This is a genomic window from Jatrophihabitans sp. (assembly GCF_046262535.1).
GTDB lineage: Bacteria > Actinomycetota > Actinomycetes > Mycobacteriales > Jatrophihabitantaceae > Jatrophihabitans.
In genome coordinates, this window is sequence record NZ_JBHEMO010000118.1 from 17,908 (window position 1) to 39,530 (window position 21,623).

Sequence of the window (21,623 nt, forward strand, 5' to 3'; positions counted from 1 at the left end):
GCTCCTCGCTACTTGACCGAGCCGGCGGTGAGGCCGCCGACCACCTTGCCCTCGATCATGGCGAACAGCGCGATGACGGGCACCGTGGCGACCACCGATCCGGCGAACACGTGCCCCCAGTCGATCGAGTACTGGCCGATGTAGTTGTTCAGGTTGACCGTCACCGGCTGACGCGCGTTCGGCTGGCCCTGTGTGAAGGTCAGCGCCACCAGCAGTTCGTTCCAGGCGCCGATGAACGTGAAGATGAGCGCGGTGACGATGCCCGGCATGGCCAGCGGCAGGGTGATGCGGAACAGCGCGCCGACCCGGCTCGTGCCGTCGACCATCGCCGCTTCCTCGAGTTCGGCCGGGATCGACGAGAAGTACGCGTTCAGGATCCACACCGCGAACGCCATGTTGAACCCGGCGTTCACGAGCATCAGCGACGTGAGCGGGTTGGCGATGTTGAAGCTGGTGAACTCTCGCTGGATGCCGACCAGCATGGCCGCCGGCTGGAACATCTGCGTCGCCAGTACGAGCAACAGGAACAGCGCACGGCCACGGAACTTCCGCCGCGCGCTGTAGTAGGCGGCGGGCAGCGCGACGACGAGCACGATCGCCGTCGATCCGCCGGCCACCTTCAGGCTGGCGCCGAGGTTGTCGCCGAAGCTCGTCTTCCAGATCGACGTGAAGTTCGACCAGTCGAAGTGTTTGGGCAGGTAGCCGCGGTCGAGCAGCTCCGCGGGCGGGCGCAGCGCCGAGATGACCATCTCGACGTACGGCAGGATGAAGATCAACGCGATGACGTAGGCGACCAGCGCCAGCAACATCCGCCGCGGCGTCAGCCTGCTCCGCCGCCGGACCGCCGGGCGGTCGGGCGTCGGTTGGCCGGTGAGTGGTTCGGCGACGAGGACCGACATCAGTTCACCTGCTCCCGCCACCGGGTGGCACGCAGGAACAGGAGCACCAGGACAATGACCAGCCCGAAGTTGATCACCGACATCGCCGCCGACTCGCCGATGAAGCTCTGCTTCAGCTGGAACATGAACGTCGTCGTGGTGCTGGTCTGGTGGCCCGGACCGCCTCTCGTCATCTCCCAGATGATCGGGAACGAGTTGAACACATTGATGACGTTGATGAGCGCGGCCACGATCAACGAGGGACGCAACATCGGCAGGGTGATGCTGAAGTACGCCCGCCAGCGCGAGGCTCCATCGACCTTGGCGGCCTCGTAGACCTCTTCGGGGATTGCCTGCAGACCAGCCAACAGTGCATAGGTCGAGAACGGCACCGACACGAAGACGGCGACGACCATCATCCACACGAAGGCGGACGTGGGCCGGCCGAGCCAGTCGGCCTGGTTGGAGTTGAACGAGTGCAGCACGCCGATGTCATGCAGGAACACGTTGATGACGCCGCTGTTCGCGTCGAGCGCCCACCGGAACACGAGCGAGGTCATCATCACCGACGCGGCCCACGGTGCGATGAGGGCCCACCGCGCGACCCGGCGGCCGGGGAACCGTTCGTTGAACAGCTGGGCCATGAACAGCGACAGCACCATCGTCACCGTGACGACGGCGACGACCCAGATCACCGTCCGGGTCAGCACGCCCGACAGGTCGGGCTCGTCGAACAGGTCCTTGAAGTTCCCGGTTCCCCGCGTGCCCAGGACGAACCCGTCCGGGCTGATGTGCTGGATCGACGTCCGGAACATCACGACGACGGGCCAGAGGACCACCACCGAGATCAGCGCGACGGCCGGGCCGATCCAGAGAAGCGGTTCCAGCCTCCGGCGCAGCCGCCGGTGTGGCGACCGCGCCGGAATCTGGGTCATCTCGTTCAGCTGCCCTTCTTGGCGGTCGCCTGGATCGTGCTGAGCACCTTCTTCGGATCGCCGTTCACCGCCGTGCCGATCGTCTGCTGGATCTGCGTCTTCACCGCGGCCCAGCCGGTGTCACTCGGATACTGCACCGCGTGGGGCAGCGCCTTCAAGAACGGCGCGAACGTAGTGTTCGAGCTGAGCGCGTTCAGCGCCGAGGTCGTCGCCGGCAGCAGCGAGTACTCCTTGTCGAACTGGACCTGGTACTTGTCCTGGTAGGCGAAATCGAGGAACGCCTTGATCGCTGCCTGCTTCTTGGTGCCGCCGTTCTTGAACGCGGCGGTGAAGTCACAAACGCCCAGGGTGCTGCTCAGCGGGCCGGTCTTGCCGGCGATCGGCACCGAGGTCCAGTCGGAGGCGCCGAGCACCTTGCCGGACTCGATGATCGGGATGAGCGCCGGCGAACCGTTGATCATGCCGATGCCGCCCTGCGCGAACTGCTTCCAGAGGTCGGTGCGGTTCTTCGTGCCCGGGTTGGGCTCGGTCGCCCCGGATTTGACGAGGTCCTTCAGGAAGTTGAAGGTCTCGACGTTCTGCGGGCTGTCGATCGTGTAGGCACCGGACTTGTCGGTGAACCCACCGCCGTTGCCCAGCGTCCATAGCAGCGTCTCGGCCTGGGCCTCTTCGGAGCCGAGTGGCAGCCCGAACCCGATCTTGCCGAGAGCCTTGATCTTCACCGCGTCGGCCTTGACATCGTTCCAGGTCTGCGGGGCCGAGCTGATCCCGGCCTGCGTGAAGAGCTTCTTGTTGTAGAAGAGGGTGCGCGAACTCGTGGTGAACGGGATGCCGTACTGGGTGCCCTTGTAGCTGCCGAGGTTCGCAAACACCGGCACCAGATTGTCCGTCTTCGTCAGCACGTCACTGGCCTTGTAGAGCAGGCCCTCCTGCGCGTAGTTCGCGAAGTAGTCACCTTCGGTGATGTCGGGCTGCTGGTGGTTCTGCACCGCTGTCTGGATCTGGTTGTCGAAGTCGTTCCAGTTGACCGTCTTGACCTTCACGGTGATCTTCGAGTTCGCCTTGTGGAAGTCGTCGGCGATCCCCTGCCAGTACTTCTGGCTGCTGTTGGCCGGCCCGGTTCCGTAGTCGGCCGCGACCAGACTGAGTGTGTTGGTGCTACCTCCGGCCCCGCCGCCGGAACTGCCGCATGCGGCGAGACTCAGTGCGGTCGTGGCGGTGACCACCGCGACGACGGCCCAGCGTCGATCCATCTTCGACCTCTTTCGCTCGATGTCAGCATGTTGCTGCGTTTCGGGGGACGGTACTGCAGAGTTCGTCAATGGTCTAGACCACTGGCCGGATTCGTCTGTACCAACTCGGTCACATCTCGACCATTGGTCGAGGGCTGGGGCGGGGCGCCGACCCAGCGCCCCGAGGCCAGGACACCGGCCACAGCCAGCTCGGCATCGAGGACGACCAGATCTGCCGCCAAGCCGGACTCGACGGCACCGAACTCCGTCCCCCGGCCGAGCAACCGGGCGGGGGTTCCCGACGCCGCCGCGGACGCGTCCGCGATGGACAGCCCGCTGTGCCGGACCGCGCGACGCACGGCGGCGTCCATGGTGAGGGTGCTGCCGGCCAGGCTGCCGGTGTGCATCAGGCGCGCCTCGCCGTTGCGCACCTCGACCTGCTGGCCCCCGAGCTCCACTTCCCCGTCGCCCATCCCGGCCGCGTCGATGGCGTCGGTGACCAGGATCAGCCGGCCGGGCTGCTCATTGACCAGCGTGGTGATCGCGGGGTGGACATGGATGCCGTCGTTGATGACCTCGCAGGCCAGCCCGGACGCGAGGGCAGCGCCGGCGGGGCCCGGCTCGCGGTGGTGAATCGGCCGCATGCCGTTGAAAAGATGCGTCGCGACCGTCGCGCCGGACTCGATCGCCTGCATCGCCTGGGCGTGCGTGGCGTCGGTGTGCCCGATGGCTGCGATGGCCCCGGCAACGACCGCGTCGCGGATGACGTCGAGGGCGCCAGGAAGCTCCGGTGCGACTGTGATCGAGCGCAGCGTGCCGCGGGCGGCATCGACCAGCCGGCGGAAGTCGGCCCGGTCCGGAGTGCGCAGATGCCGTGGGTTCTGCGCGCCGCACCGGACCTGGGACAGGAACGGCCCCTCGAGGTGCGAGCCGACCACGGTCCCGACGCCACCGTCGACGAGTGCGGCGACCCACTCCAGCTGCCGCTCGAGGTCGGCGAGCGGAGCCGTCACGAGGGAGACGAGCGTGCGCGTCGTGCCGTGGGAGCGGTGGAACTCGACCGCGGCGGCCATGGCCGCCGGCGAGGACGTGACGTCCGATCCGCCGCCTCCGTGCATGTGCATGTCGACGAAGCCCGGCAACAGCCAGCGACCGCGCAGTTCGACGACGGTGTCGACTCGGGCCGGCGGCGGCCCCGCGCCGACGTCGGCGATCGTCGCACCGGCGACCAGCACCCAACCGTCCTCGACGACCCGCCCCGCACGGACGACCCGACCGCCTTGCAGCAGCATGGTCGGCACCGGCGGTCTCCTGGTCCGTAGTCGGAGTGGGTCGTGGGGCAAGATTTGTCTACACCATTGACCGGCCATAGTGAAGCATGCACGATGGCGAGTGGTCTAGTCCCATTCACCGCAGCCGGCCGGCCGCCACATGAGCAAGGGAGCACCATGACGACGCCCGGCGCACTGATGGCGGCGGAGATCGCGGAGCAGCCCGAGGCCCTGGGCCGAGTGTTACGCGACGGCCGGGTTGACGCCGCCCGCGCTCGCAGCGCCATCGAGAAATATCGGCCACGGTTCGTGCTGCTTGCCGCGCGGGGTACGAGTGATCACGCCGCGCTCTACGCGAAATACCTCGCCGAGGTCGAACTCAACCTGCCCGCCGGCCTGGCCTCGGCATCCTCGTTCACCGTCTACGGATCGCGACCGGACATGACCGGCGTCCTGTTCGTCGCGATCAGCCAGTCCGGCGGCTCGCCCGACCTCGTCGAGTCGATGGAGGTCGCGCGCGGATGCGGTGCGCTCACCGTGGCGGTCACGAACAACCCGGCCTCTGCCCTGGCGGCCGCGGCCGAGCATCACGTCCACGTGCACGCCGGGCCGGAACGCGCCGTCGCCGCGACGAAGACCTACACCGCGGAGCTGCTCGCGCTGTATCTCCTGCTCGTTGGCGGCGACGCGGCCGGGGTGCCCGAGGCCGCCGCCCGCACGCTCGCGCACGGTGATGCGGCCGTTGCCGCCGCTGGGCGGTTCCTGCTCGTGGATCGGCTCGTCACGACGGCCCGCGGCTTCTCCTACCCCACCGCGCGTGAAGGCGCCTTGAAACTGATGGAGACCTCCTATCTCGCGGCCCAGGCCTTCTCCGGCGCCGACCTGCTGCACGGGCCGCTGGCCATGCTGGGCCCCGAGGTGCCGGTGATCGCCGTGACCACGACGGGTCGCGGCGCGGCTGCGCTGACACCGGTGCTCGACCGGCTCGCCGCGGCACAGGTCGACGTTCTGCGCGTGGGGCCGCCGGACGGACTGCCGGTCGTGCTCGACGGGGTGCACGAGAGCCTCGCGCCGGTGCTGGAGATCCTCCCGCTGCAGCAGCTGGCCTGGCGGCTCGCACTCGACCGGGGCGGCGACCCCGACAGGCCCCGCGGGCTCAGCAAGGTGACCGAGACGTGGTGATGACGTGAGTGGCGATCGTCCGGAACTCGACCGGTTACCCACCGCAGAGGTCGTCGACCTGCTGCTCGACGCCGAGGCCCGAGTCGCGCCGGCGCTGCGCCGGGCGGCTCCGGCGCTCAGCCGCGCGGCGGAGCTGTTGGCCGACACCATCTCCTCCGGCGGCCGGATCGTGTTCAGCGGTGCGGGCACCTCGGGCCGGCTGGCGGCCGCCGAGGCGGCTGAGCTTCCCGGGACGTTCGGGGTGGCCGAGGAACGCTGCCTGGCCCTCGTCGCAGGTGGCGGCACCGCCCCCATCGAGGCCGCGCCGATCAACGACGCGGCAGAGGACGACGCCGACGGCGGTGCGGCCGGCGTTCGCGCCCTCGGCCTGACGACACGTGACGTGCTCGTCGCAGTAGCCGCCAGTGGTCGCACCCCGTACACCGTGGCGGCCGCCACCGAGGCACTCGCCGCGGGCGCGACAGTCATCGCGATCGTCACCGCGGCGGCGACGCCGCTTGGCCGGCTGGCCACCGCGGCCGTCCAGGTGACGGTCGGCGACGAGGTCCTGCGCGGTTCGACGCGGCTGACGGCGGGCACCGCACAGAAGGTTGCCCTGAACACGCTGACCACGGCCGCGATGGCCCGGGCCGGCCGGGTCCACGGCGACCTGATGATCGACGTGGTCGCGGGGAACGCCAAGCTGCGCGAGCGGGCCATGGGCATCGTGGCCGAGATCGCCGGCCGGTCGCCCGCCGACGCGGCCGCGGCGCTGGCGGCCTGCGACGACGACGCGCGGGCCGCCGTACTGCATCTCGTCCACGACCTGTCGCCGGAGATCGCGAAGGCGGCGGCCGCTACCGCACCGTCCCTGCGCCACGCATTACGCAACGGCTCCGAGCGCTGACGTAGGCGGTGCCCGCAGCGCCCCTACGATGCGGCAGACGAGGTAGATCACGAACGAGATCGTCGTGACGTACGGGCTGATCGGGACGTAGCTGCCCAGTTCCAGCAGCGTGCCGCCGACCATCGCGACAACGGCGAAGGCGACGCTCAACAGCGGTACGAGCGTGGGTGACGAGGTGACCCGCATCGCTGCGGCGGCCGGCGTCACGACGATGCTCAGCACCAGCAGCGCACCGACGATCTGCACCGACATGGCGACGGTGAGGCCGAGCAGCAACATGAAGACGGGCGACAGCAGCCGAACCGGGACGCCGCGCGCCGCCGCGAGTTCGGGATCGGTGCTGGCGAAGGTCAGCGGACGCCACACGATGAGCAGACCGGTGACGACGATGATCGACACCGCGCTGAGCACGGCCAGGTGTGGCGTGTCCACGGCGGCGATCTGCCCAGTGAGCAGGCCGAACTTGTTGTTCGCCCGGCCCTTGTACAGAGACAGGAACAGCACGCCGAGCCCGAGGCCGAACGGCATGAGCACGCCGATGATGGAATTGCGGTCACGGGCCCGCGTGCCCAGCGCGCCGATCAGCAGGGCGGCCCCGATCGACCCCGTCAGTGAGCCGACGACCACGCTCTGCCCGAGCAGAAGGAAACCGGAGGCGCCGGCGAAGGACAGCTCGCTGATGCCGTGAACCGCGAACGGCATATCCCGCATCATCACGAAGGCGCTGATGAGCCCGCCCACGACGCCGAGCACCGCCCCGGCGATCAGCGAATTGTGGACCAGGGCCAGCAGCTCTCCGTAGTCGCGGAAGTCGAAGATCCGCTGCCAGAACCCCGGGTCGTCGCTCATGACCTCACTCCGTTCGGCCATGCGAAGACGCGATGCCTCTGATCGCTCCGCAAGCGTCGCTCATCGTCAGACCACCACCACGTCGTCGGAGTGATCGTGATGGTCGTGGTCGCCCGCCTCAGGGATGCCGGCGACGAGGATCCGGCCGTGGGAGCGGACCACCTCGATCGGGGCGCCGAACAGCTCGCTGAGCGTCGCCGAGTTGAGCACCTCGTCGACCGTCCCGATGCGGAACCGGCCGCCGGCGAGGTAGAGCACCCGGTCGACATACGGCAGCACCGGATTGACCTCGTGGGTCACGAACAGGACGGCCGTGTCGCGTTCGCGCCGGCGGCGATCGACGAGTGCTGTGACAGTGCGCTGGCTCGGCAGATCCAGCGACAGCAGCGGCTCGTCGCACAGCAGCAGTGGTGGATCGGCAACGAGCGCCTGGGCGATCCGCACCCGCTGTTGCTCGCCGCCGGACAGTAGCCCGATCGGCATGTCCGCGTACGCCTCGGCGCCGACGGACTGGAGCGCGGCCAGCACCCGACGCCGCCGCGCCTTCGAGGGCAGCCCGATCCCCCACCGGTGACCGTCCAATCCTTGGCCGACCACGTCACGCGCGCGCAGCGGCGTCAGCGGGTCGGCGCGGCGCTGCTGCGGCACGTACCCGATGTCGTCGCTACCCCGCCGTGGCGGCCGGCCGGAGACCTCCAGCCGGCCGGCGGTCAGCGGCTGGAGCCCCAGGATGACCCGGATCAGGCTGGTCTTGCCCGACCCGTTCGCGCCGAGCACGGCGACGAACTCACCCGCGGCGATGTCCAGGTCCAGGCCCGACCACAGCGTGCGGCTGCCATAGGCCAGGGCCGCGTCGGTCAGGCGCAGTACGGAGTCGGTCACGAGCTCACCTGGCGCCGTCGCTGAGAGCGGAACGAACGGCGTGGAGGACATCGCCGATCTCGCTGAGGTAGTCGGAGTGCTCTGGCAGCGTCTCGGTCACCGGCACGATCGGGATGGCCGCCGCCCTCGCGGCGGCCAGCACCTTCGCGGTGATCGGACCGGCCGTCTGCTCGTTGTAGACCAGCAGCTTCACCTGATGCTTGCTGAACAACGCGAGGGTGCGGCGCAGCACGCGGGGCGAGACGTCCGTCTCGTCCTCGACCGCCCGGCTGAACTCGGGGGGCGTCCGGTCGACGAGACCGCAGGCCTGCAGGAGATACAGCGGAACCGCCTCGGTGACCGCCACGCCGGCGCCGCCGTGGGCGGCCTTCAGTGCCGCCTCGCTTCGCTGGAGGGCCGCGAGTTTCGTCCTGAAGAGGTCCGCGTTGGCCTGGAACGCCGGCGCGTCGGTGGGGTCCTTCGTGCTCAGCACGGCGACGACACGATCGACGAGCTTGCCCACGGTCGGCAACTCGAACCAGACGTGCTCGTTCAGGTCGCCTCCGGCCGGCGCGCGCCGCCCGGAGAGCCCGACGACGTCGATCAGCACGGCGCCGCTGTGGGCCGACCGCGCCATGGTGCGCATGAAGTCGTCGTAACCGCCGCCGTTCTCGATCAGCAGGTCGGCGTGCGATATGGCGAGCTCGGTGCGGGTGTTCGCCTCGTAGGAGTGAGGGTCGGCCGCCGGGTCGTCGATGACCGACGTGATGGCGACCCGGTTGCCCGCCAGCCGGCCCGCGAGCTGGGTGACGACGTCGCCGTAGACGTCGGTGGACGCGACGACGGCCACCACTGCACGGCCCTCCGCTCGCGACGAGGCGTCACATGCTCCTGGGGACACCGCGAGGACGGCGGCGGCCAGCGCGGCCCCGCAGCGGCGTCGACGACCCGACAAGAGCACGTGTCTCCCCTGACGAACTTGATAACCATGTTCAATACGGGGCTGACACTAGCACGGGTGGGGCGGGTCCGGAGTGGATTAGCCAGCAGGCTCGGCCGACCCGCCGGGGGGCAGCGCGCCGGTCTCGACCACCCGCTCGGCCACGTCGCGCAGTTTGCGCTGCAGGGTCTGGCTGGTCTCTCGCAGGAGTGCGAACGCGGCGTCCTGGGTGATGCGGTGATGCGCCATGAGGATCCCGACGGCCGCACCGATCTGCCGACTCGAGTCCAGCGCCGTCCGCAGGTTCGCTGACTGCTCCTCGGCCTCGTAGAGCGCGACGACGCTCGACACATGGGCGGCGAACAACGCGCCGGTGTCGATCGCGTCATCGCCGAACACGGCGCCCTCCGGGCCGAAGAGGTTCAGTGCGGCCGAGTCCGCCGCCGGGAGTTGGAAGGAGAGGACGCAGCGCACCGGCGTGCGTTCGGCCAGCATCGCGGCGTACCGCGGCCACCGCCGCTCGCCGGCCACGTCGAACATCAGATAGTTCGCGTCGTCCCAGGCAGCCTGCAGGCAGGGGCCCTCCCCCAGCTCGTACTGAAGCGCGTCCGCGAGCCGCGCGACATCGTCGGTCGCCGCGATGGTGCGGCCCTTACCTTCCCGGACGACGGTGATGCTGGCGCAACCGCAACCCTCGACGTACTTGACCGCAAGCTCCACCGCGCGGTGCAGCGCCGCCTCGTTCTCGCCGTCGCCGTGCAACTCGCCGGCCAACCCGGCAAATTCCTGCGTCAGCTCCGCCATGCCCTGCGCGTCCATGCCGCCGACCACCGTTCCCTGCAATTGCCGGGCGTGGCGTGGCTCGCCGGCCCGACCGACTGCCGCGCAGCTTAAGCCATTGCTGCTTGACGATCGCAGATCCGGGTATTGCCACCGGGTGACGACATTGCCCGAGAAGCACGGCAGCGCCAAGAAACCCGCCCGCGACGTGGCCAAGGACCGTCCGGACGGGCTGAGCGACGAGGTGGTGGCTGCGCTCGGCAAACTGTCGGAGGCACTGGAGGTCGTTGAGCACGCCCGCGGATTGCTCTACGGGTTCCACCGGTTGTGTGGGACCGCCGATCTGACCCTGCAGGAAGCGGTCGAGCACTTCCGCAAGGCGGACCTCCCCGACCTCGCCGACGAGATCGAGGACTGCCTCGTGGGGCGGGACATCGTGGACGGACGGTGGAGCTTTCAGGTCGTCGAGGCCTACGACAGCGGGTATTGGAGCGTCTTCCGTGACGTCGAGGCCGAGGCCCGCGACCGGACGGGCGCCGCCCAGCACGTCTTCGAGGCGGAGATGAAGGCGCGCGAGCAGCGATCCACTTGAGGGGCCGGACAGCGAGGAGCCCGGGCGGCTGTCGCCGTCCGGGCTCCTCCTTGATTGCTGGCGCTCAGTCCTCGAGCGCTTCCTGCTGCTGCTCGAGCGCGTCGGCCTTCTCTTCGTGGGCCTTGGCCTCGGCCCGGTCCTTGCTCTCGCGCGTCTCTTCGTCGCCCTTGGTCTGCTGGGCTTCGCCCTCGGCCGTGAGCTCGTCGTTGTCGACGAGGTCGCCGGCCTTCTCCTTCAGGGTGCCCTTGATGCTCTCCCCGATGCCCATCAGCTGTTCACCACTTCCTTCTGCTTCTGCGCCGTCTTCTGCGCCTGAGCGGCGGCATTCGCCTTGGTCTGGTGCGCCTTGGCGTCCAGTTCGGACTCCACGGCCTTCAGTCGCTCGGTGCCCTTCTCCTGCTGCACCTGGCCAGCCTTCTTGAGCCGGTCCTGTCCGGTGAGCGAGCCGGCGATCTCCTTGCCCAGCCCGACGACCTTGTCGGCGAGTCCGAGTGCGTTCTTGGGGTCGATGCGAGGAATCTGCATGGTTGCTCCTTTCCCTCACTGAATGGGCTACCCGGCCCACCCGGGGTCCGTCTCGCCGGTGTGACCTGACCCACCGACGGCGACTACTGTGCTCCGGGTGAGCGGAGCTGTGACGCGCAACAACGTCCGGCTGTCCGGTTCGGCGGGCCCGCCGATGCTGTTCGCGCACGGTTACGGCTGTGACCAGACGATGTGGCGCTACGTCGCGCCGAGGTTCGAGCACGATCACCGCATCGTGCAGTTCGATCACGTGGGCTTCGGCGGTTCCGACCGCAGCGCCTGGGATCCGGTCCGGCACGCCACGTTGGCCGGATACGCCGACGACCTGCTCGACATCGTGCGCGAACTCGATCTGCGCGACATTGTTTTCGTGGGTCACTCCGTCTCGGCCATGATCGGCGCCCTCGCCGCGATGGCCGAGCCCGATCGCTTCACCCACCTTGTCTTCATCGGGCCTTCGCCGCGCTACATCGACGAGCCGGCCACCGGCTACGTCGGCGGCTTCGGCGAGCAGGACATCCACGACCTGATCGAGGCGCTCGACAGCAATGTGCTGAGCTGGTCGACGGCGATGGCCCCGGTGATCATGGGCAACGTGGATCGCCCGGAGCTCGCCGCCGAGCTGGCCGACAGCTTCTGCCGGATTGATCAGGAGGTCGCGCAGACCTTCGTCCGGGCGACGTTCCTGGCCGACAACCGCGCCGACCTGCCGAGAATTTCGGCGCCGACGTTGATCCTGCAGTGCCGCGAGGACGCGATCGCCCCCGTCGCCGTCGGCGAGTATGTCCGCGACCACGTCCCGACCAGCGAACTCGTGCTGCTCGACGCCACCGGTCACTGTCCGAACCTCAGCGCGCCGGACGAGACGAGCGCGGCGATCCGCGAGTACCTGACCGTCGCCGGCGCTGGTCGTAGCTCGAGTTGACCCGCTCGCCCGATGAGTGGGATCTGGCTCCTTGCGGCCTGTTGGAGGTCGACGGCAGGCGAATCGTCGTCCGGGCGAACGAGCAGTTCCTGGCGCGAACCGGCTACACGCGCGCAGACGTCGACGACGGGCTGTCGTTCACGTCGTTGCTGACGCCGGCCGGGCGGATCTTCTACGAGACGCAGCTCGCCCCGATGCTGGCCCTGAACGGCCGGGTCGAGGAGCTCATGCTCGAGATCGTCTGCCCAGGTGGCCGGCGCCTGCCCGTCCTGGTCACCGCCGAGCAGTCGCGCGCCGACCGGTCGCCGGACGGCGAGCGCACCCGGCTCGCGCTCATGTCCGTTCCGGATCGGCAGGAGTACGAACGCCGGTTGCGCAACGCGCAGCACGAGGCCGAGGTGGCGAACGACGCCAACGCGCAGGTGCGCAAACGTCTGGAACTACTCGCGGGGGCGAACTCGGCCCTGGCCAGCAGCGTCGACGTGCGCGCCGCCCTGCGGCGCCTCGCCCGCCTGCTGGTCGGCGAGGTCGCCGACTGGTGCCTCGTCTACACCGTCGACCCGGACCTGCCCAACCAACTCCCCCACTGGGCGGCCGCCCACGTCGACCCGAGCCGCCAGGCGGACCTCGACCGGCTGGCTCCGCTGCTCCCGCGCCACGCGTCGGAGGGATCGGTGCTGCGCAAGGTCGGCGCCGGCGCCGCGCCGGTCGTCCTGCCCGACGTGACACGGGATGCCCTCCGCGCGATGACCACGAGTACCGAGGTGATCGACCTGGTGACCGCCCTGGGCGTGCGCAGCGCGCTGGTGGTGCCGAGCACGGCGCACGCCCAGCAGGCAGCGCTGCTCGTCCTGGTGCGCGGACCGGAGCGGCCGGCGTTCACCGACGAGGACCTCACCCAGGTCGTCGACCTGGCCGAGCGCACCGGGACCGCAATAGACAACCTGCGGCTGTATGCGCGGGCGCGCGCGATCTCGGTCGGCCTGCAGAAGGCGCTGCTCACGCCGCTTCCCGCGCACGCGGCGCTGGAGATCGTCTCGCGGTATGCCCCCGGAGCGAACGGGAGCGAGGTCGGCGGCGACTGGTACGACGCGTTCGAGCAGGCGAACGGAGCGACCGCCGTGGTGGTCGGCGACGTGGTCGGTCACGACCTCGACGCGGCGGCGGCGATGGGCCACCTGCGTGGGGTCATCCGCACCATCGGGTACACCCGGTCCGGGACGCCGGCGCAGACTCTCGCCGAAGCGGACCGAGCCGCCGCCGGACTGCAACTGCGGGTGATCGCCAGCGCGGTGCTCGCCACCCTGCGCCAGGTGAGCCCGGGCACCTTCGCCGTGCAGTGGTCCAGCGCCGGCCATCCGCCGCCGGTACTGGTGCGCCGGAACGGCACCGCCGAGGTGCTGAACGGCACGCCCGACGTGCTGCTGGGCGTCCTTCCGGCCAGCGAGCGCAGTCAGCTGGAGCTGCAAATGCACGCCGGGGACACGCTCGTGCTCTACACGGACGGGCTGATCGAACGGCGCGACGAGGACCTCGACCTGAGCATCGCCCGACTGGCCGCCGACCTCACCGGCGGTGCGCAGCTGTCGCTGCCGGAGCTGTGTGACCGGATCCTCGACCGGCGGCCTCGGGCCAACGAGGACGATGTCGCAGTGCTCGCCGTCCGGGTGGCCCCGACGTCCGACTAGGCGGCTTTCTTGCGGGCAGCACTCTTCTTGGCGGCCGGCTTCTTGGCCGCGCTCTTCTTGGCGGCCGGCTTCCTGGCGGCCGGCTTCTTGGCCGGCGACTTCTTGACGGCCGGCGACCGGCCACCTCGCTTGGCGGCGTCCACGCTCTGCCGCAGCGCTTCCATCAGGTCCACTGCGTCAGTGGCAGTCGGCGCCTCGTCGGCCGGCGAGTAGTCCTTCTTGGCCTTCTTGGCCTTGATCAGCTCGTTGACCCGGTCGGTGTACGTGTCGCGGAAATCGGTCGGACGCCACTCCCCGCGCATCGAGTCGATCAGCTGCTTGGCCATCCGCAGCTCGTCCGGGCGCAGCTTGACCTTGCCGGGCAGATCGCTCACCTCGTCGGAGGCCGTGCGAACCTCGTCGGCGAAGAACATCGTCTCCAGTGCCAGCACGTCTCCGTCGGGGCGGACGGCCGCGAGGTACTCCTTGCCGCGCATGACGAAACTGGCGATCGCGGCCCGGTTGGTAGCGGCCATCGCATCGCGCAACAGCGCATAGGTCTTCTTGTTCTCCTCACCCTTCGGGCCGAGGAAGTAGGTCTTGGCGAAGTAGATCGGGTCGATCTCGTCGAGATCGACGAAGCGATCGATCTCCATCGCGCGTGACCGGCCCGGGGCCACCGCGTCGAGCTCGTCCTGGTCGAGCTGGATCAGCGTCCGACCCGATTCGATGCCCTTGACGATGTCGGCGTACTCCACTTCCTTGCCGGTTCGCTCGTTCACCCGCTGGTAGCGGATGCGGTCCTTCGTGCCCTTCTCGTACTGATGGAAGCTCGGTTCGTGCGCCTCGGTCGCCGAGTAGATCTCGATCGGCACCGAGACCAGCCCGAAGCTCAACACGCCCGACCAGATTGCCCGCGCCATGGCTCCTCCTCCGGTGGTTCTGCCGGTGTTGTACCCACGCACTTGCGGGTATGAGCACTGCGAGTCCCCTACCAAGGAGTGAGATGTCCACCGACGCCATCGTCATGCTGAAGAACGATCACAAAGAGGTCCGCAAGCTGTTCCGCGAGTTCCAGGCGGCCGGCGAGGACGCGACCACGAAGAAGGGCGACCTGGTCTCCAAGATCATCGAGCTGCTCACCGTCCACACGTACCTCGAGAACGAGATCATGTATCCGGAGGTCCGGCGACTGCTGCCCGACCTCGAGGACGACATTCTCGAGTCCTACGAGGAGCACCACGTCGCGGACGTCCTCGTCATGGAGCTGTTCGCCATGAAGGCCGACGCGGAGCGCTTCGACGCCAAGACCACCGTCCTCATCGAGAACGTCACTCACCACATCGAGGAAGAGGAGGACGAGTGGTTCCCGAAGGTCCGCGCCGGACTCGGCCGCAAGCAACTCGCCGAACTCGGTGAGCGGATGCTCGCGGCCAAGGCCAAGGCGCCTCGCTCCCCCGCCCAGCCGAGCGCGCTGAAGAAGACGGTCGACGCGGTGCTCAAGTAGGCAGATCGGTGCGGTTCAGTCGGGGGACGCGGCCGGGACGGTGCTCACGCAGAAGTGAGCCCGGCCCGCCGCGCCGGCAGTTCCGCCCACACCCGCTTGCCCCGTGGCTTCTTCTCGTAGCCCCACCGGGTGGACAGCGCGGCGACGAGGGCGAGCCCGCGGCCACGCTGGGCGCTGGAGGGAACGACCGCCTCCTGTGGCAGTCCGAGCGCGTCGTCCACGACCTCGATGCGCACTGCGCCGTCCGTCGCGACTGTCACCGTCAGTTCGACACCGCCGCAGTCGGCGTCGATCGCGTTGGTGATCAGTTCGCTGACGACAAGTTCCGCGTCGTCTATCACCTCGCGGCTGCGCGAGTTGTCACCGAGTGCCCGGCGCAACACCTCGCTGCAAAACCTCCGGGCGCGTCCGGGTGAGCCCTTTTCGCATTCGTAGCGCTCGCTGGTTTGGTTGGTCACTCTGTATCACTTACCCGGTTCGGCCGGGGGTGAAGCGTTCCGCGTGTCACGGCCGGAGGGCGTTGAGGCCCAGCGCACCGGAGGTGAGCTCGGCGGCCACCTGGTCCACGTCGGAGCCTCGGGAGTAGGCGTGCGAGCGCAACAGCACGAGAGCGTCAGGTGCTGCGAGGTCGAACTCGGTGATCATCATCCCCATCGCGACCCATACGAAGGTCCGGTCGCGGGTCGGCCGGCTGCGCAACCAATCGGGATCGGAATCCCGGACCCCCCGCCCGCCGTCGGCGGCACCACCTGGCTCAGCAGCAGCGCGTCGACGATCTCCTCCGCGAGCGTCGACACCTCGGCCAGGTTGACCGCGCCGAGCCGCGCGGAGTCGGTCACGAACAGGTCGAGCGCCGCGTAGGTTCGGGCGCTAGCGACAGCGGAATCGCCCCCGACGCGGCGGAACTCGGTCCGGGTGAACAGCTCGTGCCCGTAGAGCGGCCAGCGTTCGGTCAGCTGCTCCCGGTCCGCCACGATGACCCGCCGCTCCGTCGCGGCGTCGAGGCACGGGCCCTCACCGAGGGTGAACTGCAGTCGCTCGGCCTGGGCCGCCGCGTCGTCGGACGCACCGATCGGTACCCGGAAATCCTTGTCGAGCAGGCTGAGCCCGGCCCCGTCGACGGGAAAGACGGCGAGACAGGCCTGGCTGAGGCGCGTGGGCAGGAGTTCGGTCCCGGCGTCTGTGTCGGCCTGGGAGTCGGCCCAGGCGGCACGGAAGCGGGTGACGACGGGGGTAGAGCCGCCCTCGGCCGCTGTGGGCCGGCCGTGTTCGCGCGCCGCGATCCGCTCGGTCCTACTGGTAGGGCAATGCGAGAGTGTCGGAATGGCCGGGCCAGGTCAGCGTCATCTGCCAGCAGCCGGCCGCCGGGACGTCGACGATCGACGGGCCCAGGTTGACCGTCCGACTAGCCGCCAGATTCGAGCCCTCGAGCCTCGCGCTGATGTGCAGGCTGCCGAATCCGTCCTTGGCCACCCAGAGAACCTTGTTGTTCGTCCCCGCCGGCTGGTGCGCGCGGAGCGGGCCGAAGAGGATCCCCACGATGTCACCCTTCGCGCCGACGACATGCGGTACGTGCAGCGCCTGCGAACTGAACCCTTCGCGCGCCCAGGTCGGCAGCCGGTCGGTCGAGACCCTCGCGCGGCAATTCGAGGTGGCCCGCGGAGACGTGGCGCCACCGCCCCGGGTGAGCGTGAGTGTCACCGCCCCGCCGCCCACCGCGATCACGCTGGCCGCGACCGCCAGCGCCGTGCGAAGCCGGTGTGGCCGGGCGGCGTGCGCGTCCGCCCACGCCGTCGCGGCCACCTCCGGGTCGAGGTGGTGGCCGGCGGTCGCGGCGTTCAGCGCGCGCCGCAAGGTGGCGATGGCGGGCTCGTCATTCATGGTTGGACTCCTCAAGGGCCGTTTGTCGCAGTCGGGCCAGAGCGCGTGACGCGCCGCTCTTGACGGCACCGACGCTGATGTCGAGCAGGTCCGCGGTGTCGGCCTCGGACAGGTCCTGCACGTAGCGCAGGACGACGATCGCGCGCTGGCGAGGTGGCAGCGCGGTGAGTGCGGCGAGAACGGCGCCGTCGTCGCAGGCGTCCGAAACGAGTGGCCCGGCCGCGGCGAGGTCGTCCGGATCGAGCAGCATCTCAGGGCGGCGGTTGCGCACCCGCCACCGATCGATGTTCGAGCGCACCAGGCAGCGGTAGGCGTAACCGAGCGGGTGGGATCCGATCGCGCCCCAGCGCCGGGCCACCGTGGTCAGCGCCTGCTGGACGAGATCCTCCGCGTGCTGCCAGTCGCCGCACAGGCCGTAGGCGGTGTGCAGCAGGCGGTCCCCGTGCTCGGCGACGAATCGCTCGAACGCGGCCCGATCGGCCTCGGCCACGGTGCCTCCCTTTTCGCCCGTCCTACTCGGAAAGACGACGGCCGGACCCGGACGGGTTGCCTGCGCACGAGAACTGGCCGGACGACCCGACGGTCCGACCCGCGAAGCTACCGCGAGACAGCGCTGGGGAGTGCTCGAGCGGGCGACGAGAATCGAACTCGCGTAATCAGTTTGGAAGACTGAGGCTCTACCATTGAGCTACGCCCGCGTGCGGCTTCGGCCGCCGGGCCAGGATACCCGTCCGGTCAGCTGCCCCGCCGGACGCTGGCAGGATGCGACAGGTGAACCCGTCTCGTCTCACCGGCCCGCCGATGCGCCTGCGCCTCGGTGGCGAGCTGCTGCCGATGGTCGGCCACGTCCGCATGTACGTCTGCGGCATCACGCCATACGACGTCACGCACCTGGGGCATGCGGCCACCTACGTCTGGGCCGACGCGGCCGAGCGGGTGCTGCAGTGGCACGGGCACACGGTCACAGTCGCTCGCAACGTGACCGACGTCGACGACGTCCTGTTCGCCGAGGCGCGGCGCCGGGGCGAGTCCGCCACCATGCTGGCCACCCTGCAGCGGGCGTCGTTCGAGGCGACGATGGCCACCCTGCAGGTCCGGACGCCGGACCTGGCGCCGAGCGCCGCGCAGCACATCGGGCACGTCATCCAACTCGCGGCCGCATTGCTCGACCGCGACGCCGCGTACGAGCGCAACGGCACCGTCTATGCGCGCACAGCCCACGCCGCGGCCCAGGCCGGACTGGACCAGGCGTCCGCGCTCCAGCGGGCCGAGGAGTACCACGACAATCCCGGGGACCCGGACAAGGACGATCCGCTGGACATCGCCGTGTGGCAGGCGGCCGGATCCGACGACGACGTGTCGTGGCCCAGCCCGTGGGGCGAGGGCCGGCCGGGATGGCACGCCGAGTGCGCTGCGATGGTGCTCGCGCTGTTCGGCTCGAGCGTCGACATCCACTGTGGCGGCGGCGATCTCGCCTACCCGCACCACGCGTGCGAGGCGGCGCTCGCCGAGGCGGTCACCGGCGTGACCCCGTTCGCCCGCGCCTGGATGCGCGCCGGCATCGTCTCGGTCGACGGCGCCAAGATGGCCAAGTCGACGGGCAATCTCGTTCTCGTCGAGGACCTGCTGCGCGAGCACAGCCCCGGAGCCGTCCGCCTGCTGCTCCTCAACCGGCCCTGGGGTCGAGCGTGGGAGTACGACCCGTCCGCGCTGGACGACGCCGAGGCGCTTCTGGAGCGGCTCTACGGGGCAGCGTCGTCACCCGGGCTCGCCCCTGGCGCGGCCGCCGTGCCGGCTGCGCTGCTCGACGACCTCGACGTGAGCCGGGCCGTCGCCATCGCCCTCGAGGACGGCGGCCAGGCCGCCCGCACCCTGATCGAAATCCTCGCTCTGTCCTAGTCCGCCGACTCAGCGGGCGCGGTGCCTCGGGAACTCGATGACCTGCTGGAAGGTCGGCCGGTTCTGCCAGTCGATCGCCGGCTGCCCGACGATGCCGAGGGCGCGGAACTGGATCGCGTCGAACTGCGGCATCGTCTGGCCGGCCGCCGCGGACTCGGTCGACTTCGTCCACGTGCCGACGTCGGCCGAGCCGTTCGCGGTCACCAACGCGGCGTAGGTCGCCGCCAGCGCCTGGTCGATCGCGGCCCCGCACGTGGTCGGCCCGCCGTTGCACTCCTTGTCGGTCAGCTCCGGACCGAAGCCGTCGACCGGGCTCTGGCCGAGCAGCTGCTGCAGGGTGGCCACCACGTAGCCCTCGTAACCGCCGTCGTAGGCGCTGCCCAGGTGCTTGTTGCCGGAGTTCGGCGTGTTGACCAACTGCATCGGCAGGATGTTGTAGCCGGCCGAGGTCGCCCCGCCGTTGGAGCCGATCGCCCCGACGCCACTAGCGGCGAGGATCGGGTCGTAGAGCGCCCGGATCAGATGAGGCACGAGCTCGTCGGCGATCGCGACCGCCGCGGCGTGGGCGTACTGGGCATCGGCCGGCGCCGCCTTGCGCCGGTGCGCACCGTCGGCCACCCAGGACTGCAGCTGCGAGATCATCGCGGCGACGCCGGCGGGCTGCGGCCGGTTGGCGAGGTAGGACAGGAGCGTCGGGACGATCGTCAACCCGTCGAGGTCCTGCGAGGCGGCGGTAGCCATCGCCTGCACCACGTTGGCGCGGGTCAGCTTTCCGCCGTGCGCGGCCAGCTGCGCGTCGAGTTGGTTCGTCAGCATCTGCGACCGGTAGACCTGTCCGTACCCGTACTGGTCATCGGCGGCCGCGAACTGCGGGGCCGGCTTGTTGTTCCAGCTGACGAAATAGCCCGTCGGCGGGTTCACCTCGTGGACGTGCTGGTAGGCCGGCAGGAAGCCCTGCCATTCCGAACCGCCCGTCCCCCAGGTCGGCAGGTTCGGGTCGACGTTCGACGGGCGGATCGGGTCGAGCCCGCTGACGTAGTAGCCGGTGTCCTGGTCGTCCACGTAGAACCAGTTGAACGTGAACCCGATCTTGGCCGCGGAGTCCATCCACGATGCGACGTCGTGGGTGAGTGCCGGCTGGCCCCAGCCCAGGAACCCGACGACCGAGTCCACGTCGTGGTTGAACGTCGACCGTTGCGTCACGACCGCCACCGGCTTGCCGCCGGCGGTCGTCCAGCCCTGCACGACGCCGTGCCGGGTCTGGTACACGGCATGGTCGAGGTAGGACGGGAAGCCGATGCCGCCCGGTTTGGGTAGCGCGGTCTCGCTGAAGTGGGTCACGGTCATCGGCACGCACGCGCCTTGGTACAGGTAGTACGTGCCGTGCGAGGTCGGTGTCCCGCCGGCCGGGTCGCAGACCTGTTCGAGGCGCTGGTCGATGAGGTCGGAGCCGGCCGACGTGGCCGACCACGCGTAGTCCTGGCCGCGCCCGAGCTCGACGATGCCCGTGCCCGGGAAGGACGCACCCTGCGCCGCGTAGTCCGGCGAGTGCAGGTCGAGCAGCGACAGGATCTGCGGCGCGTAGTACGAGACCTGGGGTTCGAAGACGGCGATCGGATGCCCGTCCTGACTGTGGTCGGCGTTCACCACGAGTGCGTTGCTCATGTGCTTCGGCAGCGTCGTCAGACCCTGGATGATCGACAGGGCCAGCAGGTTCGGTTTGGTCAGGTCGCAGTTCGGGTCAGCGGCGACCGGGCCGCCAGAGAGCGGGACGCCGTCGTCCGGCAGCGCCGTCGTCGCGGGATCCACGGTGCCTGGGATCTCGTACGGGAAGGTCTTGGTGGACGTGGTCGGCGCCAGCGGATCGTTGGACGTCTTGAGCTCGGCGAACGCGGTCGCGCCGGCTGCTGCGCCGAGCTGCCTCTGCAGGTACTGCAGCAGGTGGGCGTTGGCGACCTCGTTGCCGCCGCCGCGTCCGAAGATGCCTCCGATGAGCCCGGCGATCGAGACGACGTCGGCCACGGTCCACGGCTGGGGCAGCAGGTTGGGCACGGCAGCGGCGTAGTCGGCCGGCAGTCGCGACAGGTTGAGGAACGTCGACGCGACGTACTGGTTCACGCCGGCGACGTAGTTCTCGATCATGGATTTGGCGAGTGCGCCCTGGGCGCCGTACTCCGCCGGCAGCGCGTTCACCTGGGCGGTCGCCTGCGCCTTGGTGTAGGGCGCGAGCAGCAACTGATCGTGGTCCATCTGCTCGAACTCGCACGAGGCGCCGAGGAACGAGGCCAGCGTTCCCGACCCGTAGTGACGCAGGACGTCCATCAGGAACAGGCGGTCCTCGGCCTGGGCGTACCCCGCGCCGAAGGCCATCGTCTGGTCGGAGTCGCCGTAGACGTGCGGGACGTCGTGGGTGTCGCGATAGATGGTCACGCCGGCGGTGGGCACCTCGGTGCGGACGACGTCGGACGGCCGCACGCCGAACGACTCGTCGTCGTAGTAGTCGCTGAGGTTCGCGTCGGTGAGCGACGGGTAGCCGTAGAGCAGGCTCGAGTACTTGCCCAGCTGGTCCTCGCTACCGGCCGGGCGCTGGCCGAGCAGTTCGAACCCGAGCGCGTCCGTCGCGGTGACGAGGCCGTTCTCCCCGGGCGGCAGGATGCTCATGGCCCGGCCGTCGGCGTAGTCGTCGGCGCGGTAGGCGGCCGAGGGCGCCGCGGCGCCGACCGGTCCCCCGCCGGCGACGAGGGCGGTGGCGGTGAGCGTGGTGATCGAGACGACGAGCGCGGCGCGCAGCCGGACAGCCACGTGGATCCTCC

24 protein-coding genes and 1 tRNA gene are annotated in these 21,623 nt (G+C 69.7%); 7 read left to right on the forward strand and 18 right to left on the reverse strand.

Annotated elements, in window-relative coordinates:
- Positions 1–8 precede the first annotated feature (8 nt).
- The 4 genes from ABR571_RS16010 to nagA form a co-directional block, all read right to left on the reverse strand.
- On the reverse strand, positions 9–899 hold the full coding sequence (locus ABR571_RS16010) for a carbohydrate ABC transporter permease (protein ID WP_409454205.1): 891 nt from the start codon (positions 897–899) through the stop codon (positions 9–11).
- Positions 899–1,813 (reverse strand): carbohydrate ABC transporter permease, encoded by a 915-nt coding sequence (locus tag ABR571_RS16015; RefSeq protein ID WP_409454206.1) that lies wholly within the window; start codon positions 1,811–1,813, stop codon positions 899–901. The genes ABR571_RS16010 and ABR571_RS16015 overlap by 1 nt, the downstream gene beginning before the upstream one ends.
- Positions 1,814–1,818: 5 nt before the next feature.
- Complete coding sequence (locus tag ABR571_RS16020) at positions 1,819–3,066, reverse strand: extracellular solute-binding protein (protein WP_409454207.1); 1,248 nt, start codon at positions 3,064–3,066, stop codon at positions 1,819–1,821.
- Between the two features lie 65 nt (positions 3,067–3,131).
- Positions 3,132–4,337, reverse strand: coding sequence for an N-acetylglucosamine-6-phosphate deacetylase (nagA, locus tag ABR571_RS16025; protein ID WP_409454246.1), 1,206 nt, complete (start codon positions 4,335–4,337; stop codon positions 3,132–3,134).
- A 156-nt stretch (positions 4,338–4,493) separates the two neighbouring features.
- On the opposite strand from nagA, the gene ABR571_RS16030 reads away from it, so the two are divergent.
- Both ABR571_RS16030 and ABR571_RS16035 read left to right on the forward strand, forming a co-directional pair.
- Positions 4,494–5,498, forward strand: coding sequence for an SIS domain-containing protein (locus ABR571_RS16030; protein WP_409454208.1), 1,005 nt, complete (start codon positions 4,494–4,496; stop codon positions 5,496–5,498).
- Between the two features lie 4 nt (positions 5,499–5,502).
- Positions 5,503–6,384 carry an N-acetylmuramic acid 6-phosphate etherase gene (locus ABR571_RS16035; RefSeq protein ID WP_409454209.1) on the forward strand — a complete coding sequence of 294 codons (882 nt, stop codon included), beginning with the start codon at positions 5,503–5,505 and terminating at the stop codon, positions 6,382–6,384.
- Here the strand turns inward: ABR571_RS16035 and ABR571_RS16040 are convergent.
- From ABR571_RS16040 to ABR571_RS16055, 4 genes are all read right to left on the reverse strand, one after another.
- On the reverse strand, positions 6,361–7,233 hold the full coding sequence (locus ABR571_RS16040; RefSeq protein WP_409454210.1) for a metal ABC transporter permease: 873 nt from the start codon (positions 7,231–7,233) through the stop codon (positions 6,361–6,363). The two genes, ABR571_RS16035 and ABR571_RS16040, sit on opposite strands and share 24 nt — an antisense overlap.
- 66 nt (positions 7,234–7,299) lie before the next feature.
- Complete coding sequence (locus ABR571_RS16045) at positions 7,300–8,166, reverse strand: metal ABC transporter ATP-binding protein (protein ID WP_409454211.1); 867 nt, start codon at positions 8,164–8,166, stop codon at positions 7,300–7,302.
- Entirely contained in the window at positions 8,120–9,055 is a 936-nt protein-coding gene (locus ABR571_RS16050; protein WP_409454212.1) for a metal ABC transporter solute-binding protein, Zn/Mn family, read from the reverse strand. The genes ABR571_RS16045 and ABR571_RS16050 overlap by 47 nt, the downstream gene beginning before the upstream one ends.
- Before the next feature lie 78 nt (positions 9,056–9,133).
- The gene (locus tag ABR571_RS16055; protein WP_409454213.1) at positions 9,134–9,853 is read right to left on the reverse strand and encodes an ANTAR domain-containing protein; all 720 of its coding nucleotides are present in this window, start codon (positions 9,851–9,853) and stop codon (positions 9,134–9,136) included.
- Positions 9,854–9,980: 127 nt separating this feature from the next.
- Between ABR571_RS16055 and ABR571_RS16060 the strand changes: the two genes are divergently transcribed.
- Complete coding sequence (locus tag ABR571_RS16060) at positions 9,981–10,406, forward strand: hypothetical protein (RefSeq protein ID WP_409454247.1); 426 nt, start codon at positions 9,981–9,983, stop codon at positions 10,404–10,406.
- 64 nt (positions 10,407–10,470) lie between these two features.
- Here ABR571_RS16060 and ABR571_RS16065 read toward each other — a convergent pair whose 3' ends face one another.
- Positions 10,471–10,674, reverse strand: coding sequence for a CsbD family protein (locus ABR571_RS16065; protein WP_409454214.1), 204 nt, complete (start codon positions 10,672–10,674; stop codon positions 10,471–10,473).
- Positions 10,674–10,931 (reverse strand): hypothetical protein, encoded by a 258-nt coding sequence (locus ABR571_RS16070; RefSeq protein ID WP_409454215.1) that lies wholly within the window; start codon positions 10,929–10,931, stop codon positions 10,674–10,676. Before ABR571_RS16070 ends, ABR571_RS16065 begins: the two co-directional genes overlap by 1 nt.
- 97 nt (positions 10,932–11,028) lie before the next feature.
- Here ABR571_RS16070 and ABR571_RS16075 point away from each other — a divergent pair, with 97 nt between their 5' ends.
- Positions 11,029–11,856 carry an alpha/beta fold hydrolase gene (locus ABR571_RS16075; RefSeq protein ID WP_409454216.1) on the forward strand — a complete coding sequence of 276 codons (828 nt, stop codon included), beginning with the start codon at positions 11,029–11,031 and terminating at the stop codon, positions 11,854–11,856.
- On the forward strand, positions 11,853–13,544 hold the full coding sequence (locus ABR571_RS16080) for a SpoIIE family protein phosphatase (protein WP_409454217.1): 1,692 nt from the start codon (positions 11,853–11,855) through the stop codon (positions 13,542–13,544). The genes ABR571_RS16075 and ABR571_RS16080 overlap by 4 nt, the downstream gene beginning before the upstream one ends.
- On the opposite strand, the gene ABR571_RS16085 is transcribed toward ABR571_RS16080, so the two are convergent.
- Positions 13,541–14,446 (reverse strand): Ku protein, encoded by a 906-nt coding sequence (locus ABR571_RS16085; RefSeq protein WP_409454218.1) that lies wholly within the window; start codon positions 14,444–14,446, stop codon positions 13,541–13,543. The two genes, ABR571_RS16080 and ABR571_RS16085, sit on opposite strands and share 4 nt — an antisense overlap.
- 83 nt (positions 14,447–14,529) lie before the next feature.
- On the opposite strand from ABR571_RS16085, the gene ABR571_RS16090 reads away from it, so the two are divergent.
- Positions 14,530–15,030, forward strand: coding sequence for a hemerythrin domain-containing protein (locus ABR571_RS16090; RefSeq protein WP_409454219.1), 501 nt, complete (start codon positions 14,530–14,532; stop codon positions 15,028–15,030).
- Between the two features lie 44 nt (positions 15,031–15,074).
- Here ABR571_RS16090 and ABR571_RS16095 read toward each other — a convergent pair whose 3' ends face one another.
- From ABR571_RS16095 to ABR571_RS16120, 6 genes are all read right to left on the reverse strand, one after another.
- Entirely contained in the window at positions 15,075–15,488 is a 414-nt protein-coding gene (locus ABR571_RS16095) for an ATP-binding protein (protein WP_409454220.1), read from the reverse strand.
- Positions 15,489–15,534: 46 nt separating this feature from the next.
- Positions 15,535–15,678, reverse strand: a complete 144-nt coding sequence (locus ABR571_RS16100) for a hypothetical protein (protein WP_409454221.1) — start codon at positions 15,676–15,678, stop codon at positions 15,535–15,537.
- Positions 15,675–16,004 (reverse strand): hypothetical protein, encoded by a 330-nt coding sequence (locus tag ABR571_RS16105; RefSeq protein ID WP_409454222.1) that lies wholly within the window; start codon positions 16,002–16,004, stop codon positions 15,675–15,677. Before ABR571_RS16105 ends, ABR571_RS16100 begins: the two co-directional genes overlap by 4 nt.
- Before the next feature lie 319 nt (positions 16,005–16,323).
- Positions 16,324–16,911: a hypothetical protein gene (locus tag ABR571_RS16110; RefSeq protein WP_409454223.1), complete on the reverse strand. Its 588-nt coding sequence runs from the start codon at positions 16,909–16,911 to the stop codon at positions 16,324–16,326.
- Positions 16,904–17,401, reverse strand: coding sequence for an RNA polymerase sigma factor (locus tag ABR571_RS16115; RefSeq protein WP_409454224.1), 498 nt, complete (start codon positions 17,399–17,401; stop codon positions 16,904–16,906). The genes ABR571_RS16110 and ABR571_RS16115 overlap by 8 nt, the downstream gene beginning before the upstream one ends.
- Before the next feature lie 137 nt (positions 17,402–17,538).
- Positions 17,539–17,609, reverse strand: a tRNA-Gly gene (locus tag ABR571_RS16120).
- A gap of 64 nt (positions 17,610–17,673) precedes the next feature.
- On the opposite strand from ABR571_RS16120, the gene ABR571_RS16125 reads away from it, so the two are divergent.
- Positions 17,674–18,810, forward strand: coding sequence for a class I tRNA ligase family protein (locus ABR571_RS16125; RefSeq protein ID WP_409454225.1), 1,137 nt, complete (start codon positions 17,674–17,676; stop codon positions 18,808–18,810).
- A gap of 9 nt (positions 18,811–18,819) precedes the next feature.
- Here ABR571_RS16125 and ABR571_RS16130 read toward each other — a convergent pair whose 3' ends face one another.
- On the reverse strand, positions 18,820–21,612 hold the full coding sequence (locus ABR571_RS16130) for a penicillin acylase family protein (RefSeq protein ID WP_409454226.1): 2,793 nt from the start codon (positions 21,610–21,612) through the stop codon (positions 18,820–18,822).
- Positions 21,613–21,623 lie beyond the last annotated feature (11 nt).

Coding starts and splice junctions, on each gene's coding strand:
- ABR571_RS16010 (WP_409454205.1), bottom strand. CDS start 899: ATGTCGGTCCTCGTCGCCGAACCACTCACCGGCCAACCGACGCCCGAC.
- ABR571_RS16015 (WP_409454206.1), bottom strand. CDS start 1,813: ATGACCCAGATTCCGGCGCGGTCGCCACACCGGCGGCTGCGCCGGAGG.
- ABR571_RS16020 (WP_409454207.1), bottom strand. CDS start 3,066: ATGGATCGACGCTGGGCCGTCGTCGCGGTGGTCACCGCCACGACCGCA.
- nagA (WP_409454246.1), bottom strand. CDS start 4,337: ATGCTGCTGCAAGGCGGTCGGGTCGTCCGTGCGGGGCGGGTCGTCGAG.
- ABR571_RS16030 (WP_409454208.1), top strand. CDS start 4,494: ATGACGACGCCCGGCGCACTGATGGCGGCGGAGATCGCGGAGCAGCCC.
- ABR571_RS16040 (WP_409454210.1), bottom strand. CDS start 7,233: ATGAGCGACGACCCGGGGTTCTGGCAGCGGATCTTCGACTTCCGCGAC.
- ABR571_RS16045 (WP_409454211.1), bottom strand. CDS start 8,166: ATGTCCTCCACGCCGTTCGTTCCGCTCTCAGCGACGGCGCCAGGTGAG.
- ABR571_RS16055 (WP_409454213.1), bottom strand. CDS start 9,853: ATGGACGCGCAGGGCATGGCGGAGCTGACGCAGGAATTTGCCGGGTTG.
- ABR571_RS16065 (WP_409454214.1), bottom strand. CDS start 10,674: ATGGGCATCGGGGAGAGCATCAAGGGCACCCTGAAGGAGAAGGCCGGC.
- ABR571_RS16070 (WP_409454215.1), bottom strand. CDS start 10,931: ATGCAGATTCCTCGCATCGACCCCAAGAACGCACTCGGACTCGCCGAC.
- ABR571_RS16085 (WP_409454218.1), bottom strand. CDS start 14,446: ATGGCGCGGGCAATCTGGTCGGGCGTGTTGAGCTTCGGGCTGGTCTCG.
- ABR571_RS16090 (WP_409454219.1), top strand. CDS start 14,530: ATGTCCACCGACGCCATCGTCATGCTGAAGAACGATCACAAAGAGGTC.
- ABR571_RS16100 (WP_409454221.1), bottom strand. CDS start 15,678: ATGATGATCACCGAGTTCGACCTCGCAGCACCTGACGCTCTCGTGCTG.
- ABR571_RS16110 (WP_409454223.1), bottom strand. CDS start 16,911: ATGAATGACGAGCCCGCCATCGCCACCTTGCGGCGCGCGCTGAACGCC.
- ABR571_RS16125 (WP_409454225.1), top strand. CDS start 17,674: ATGCGACAGGTGAACCCGTCTCGTCTCACCGGCCCGCCGATGCGCCTG.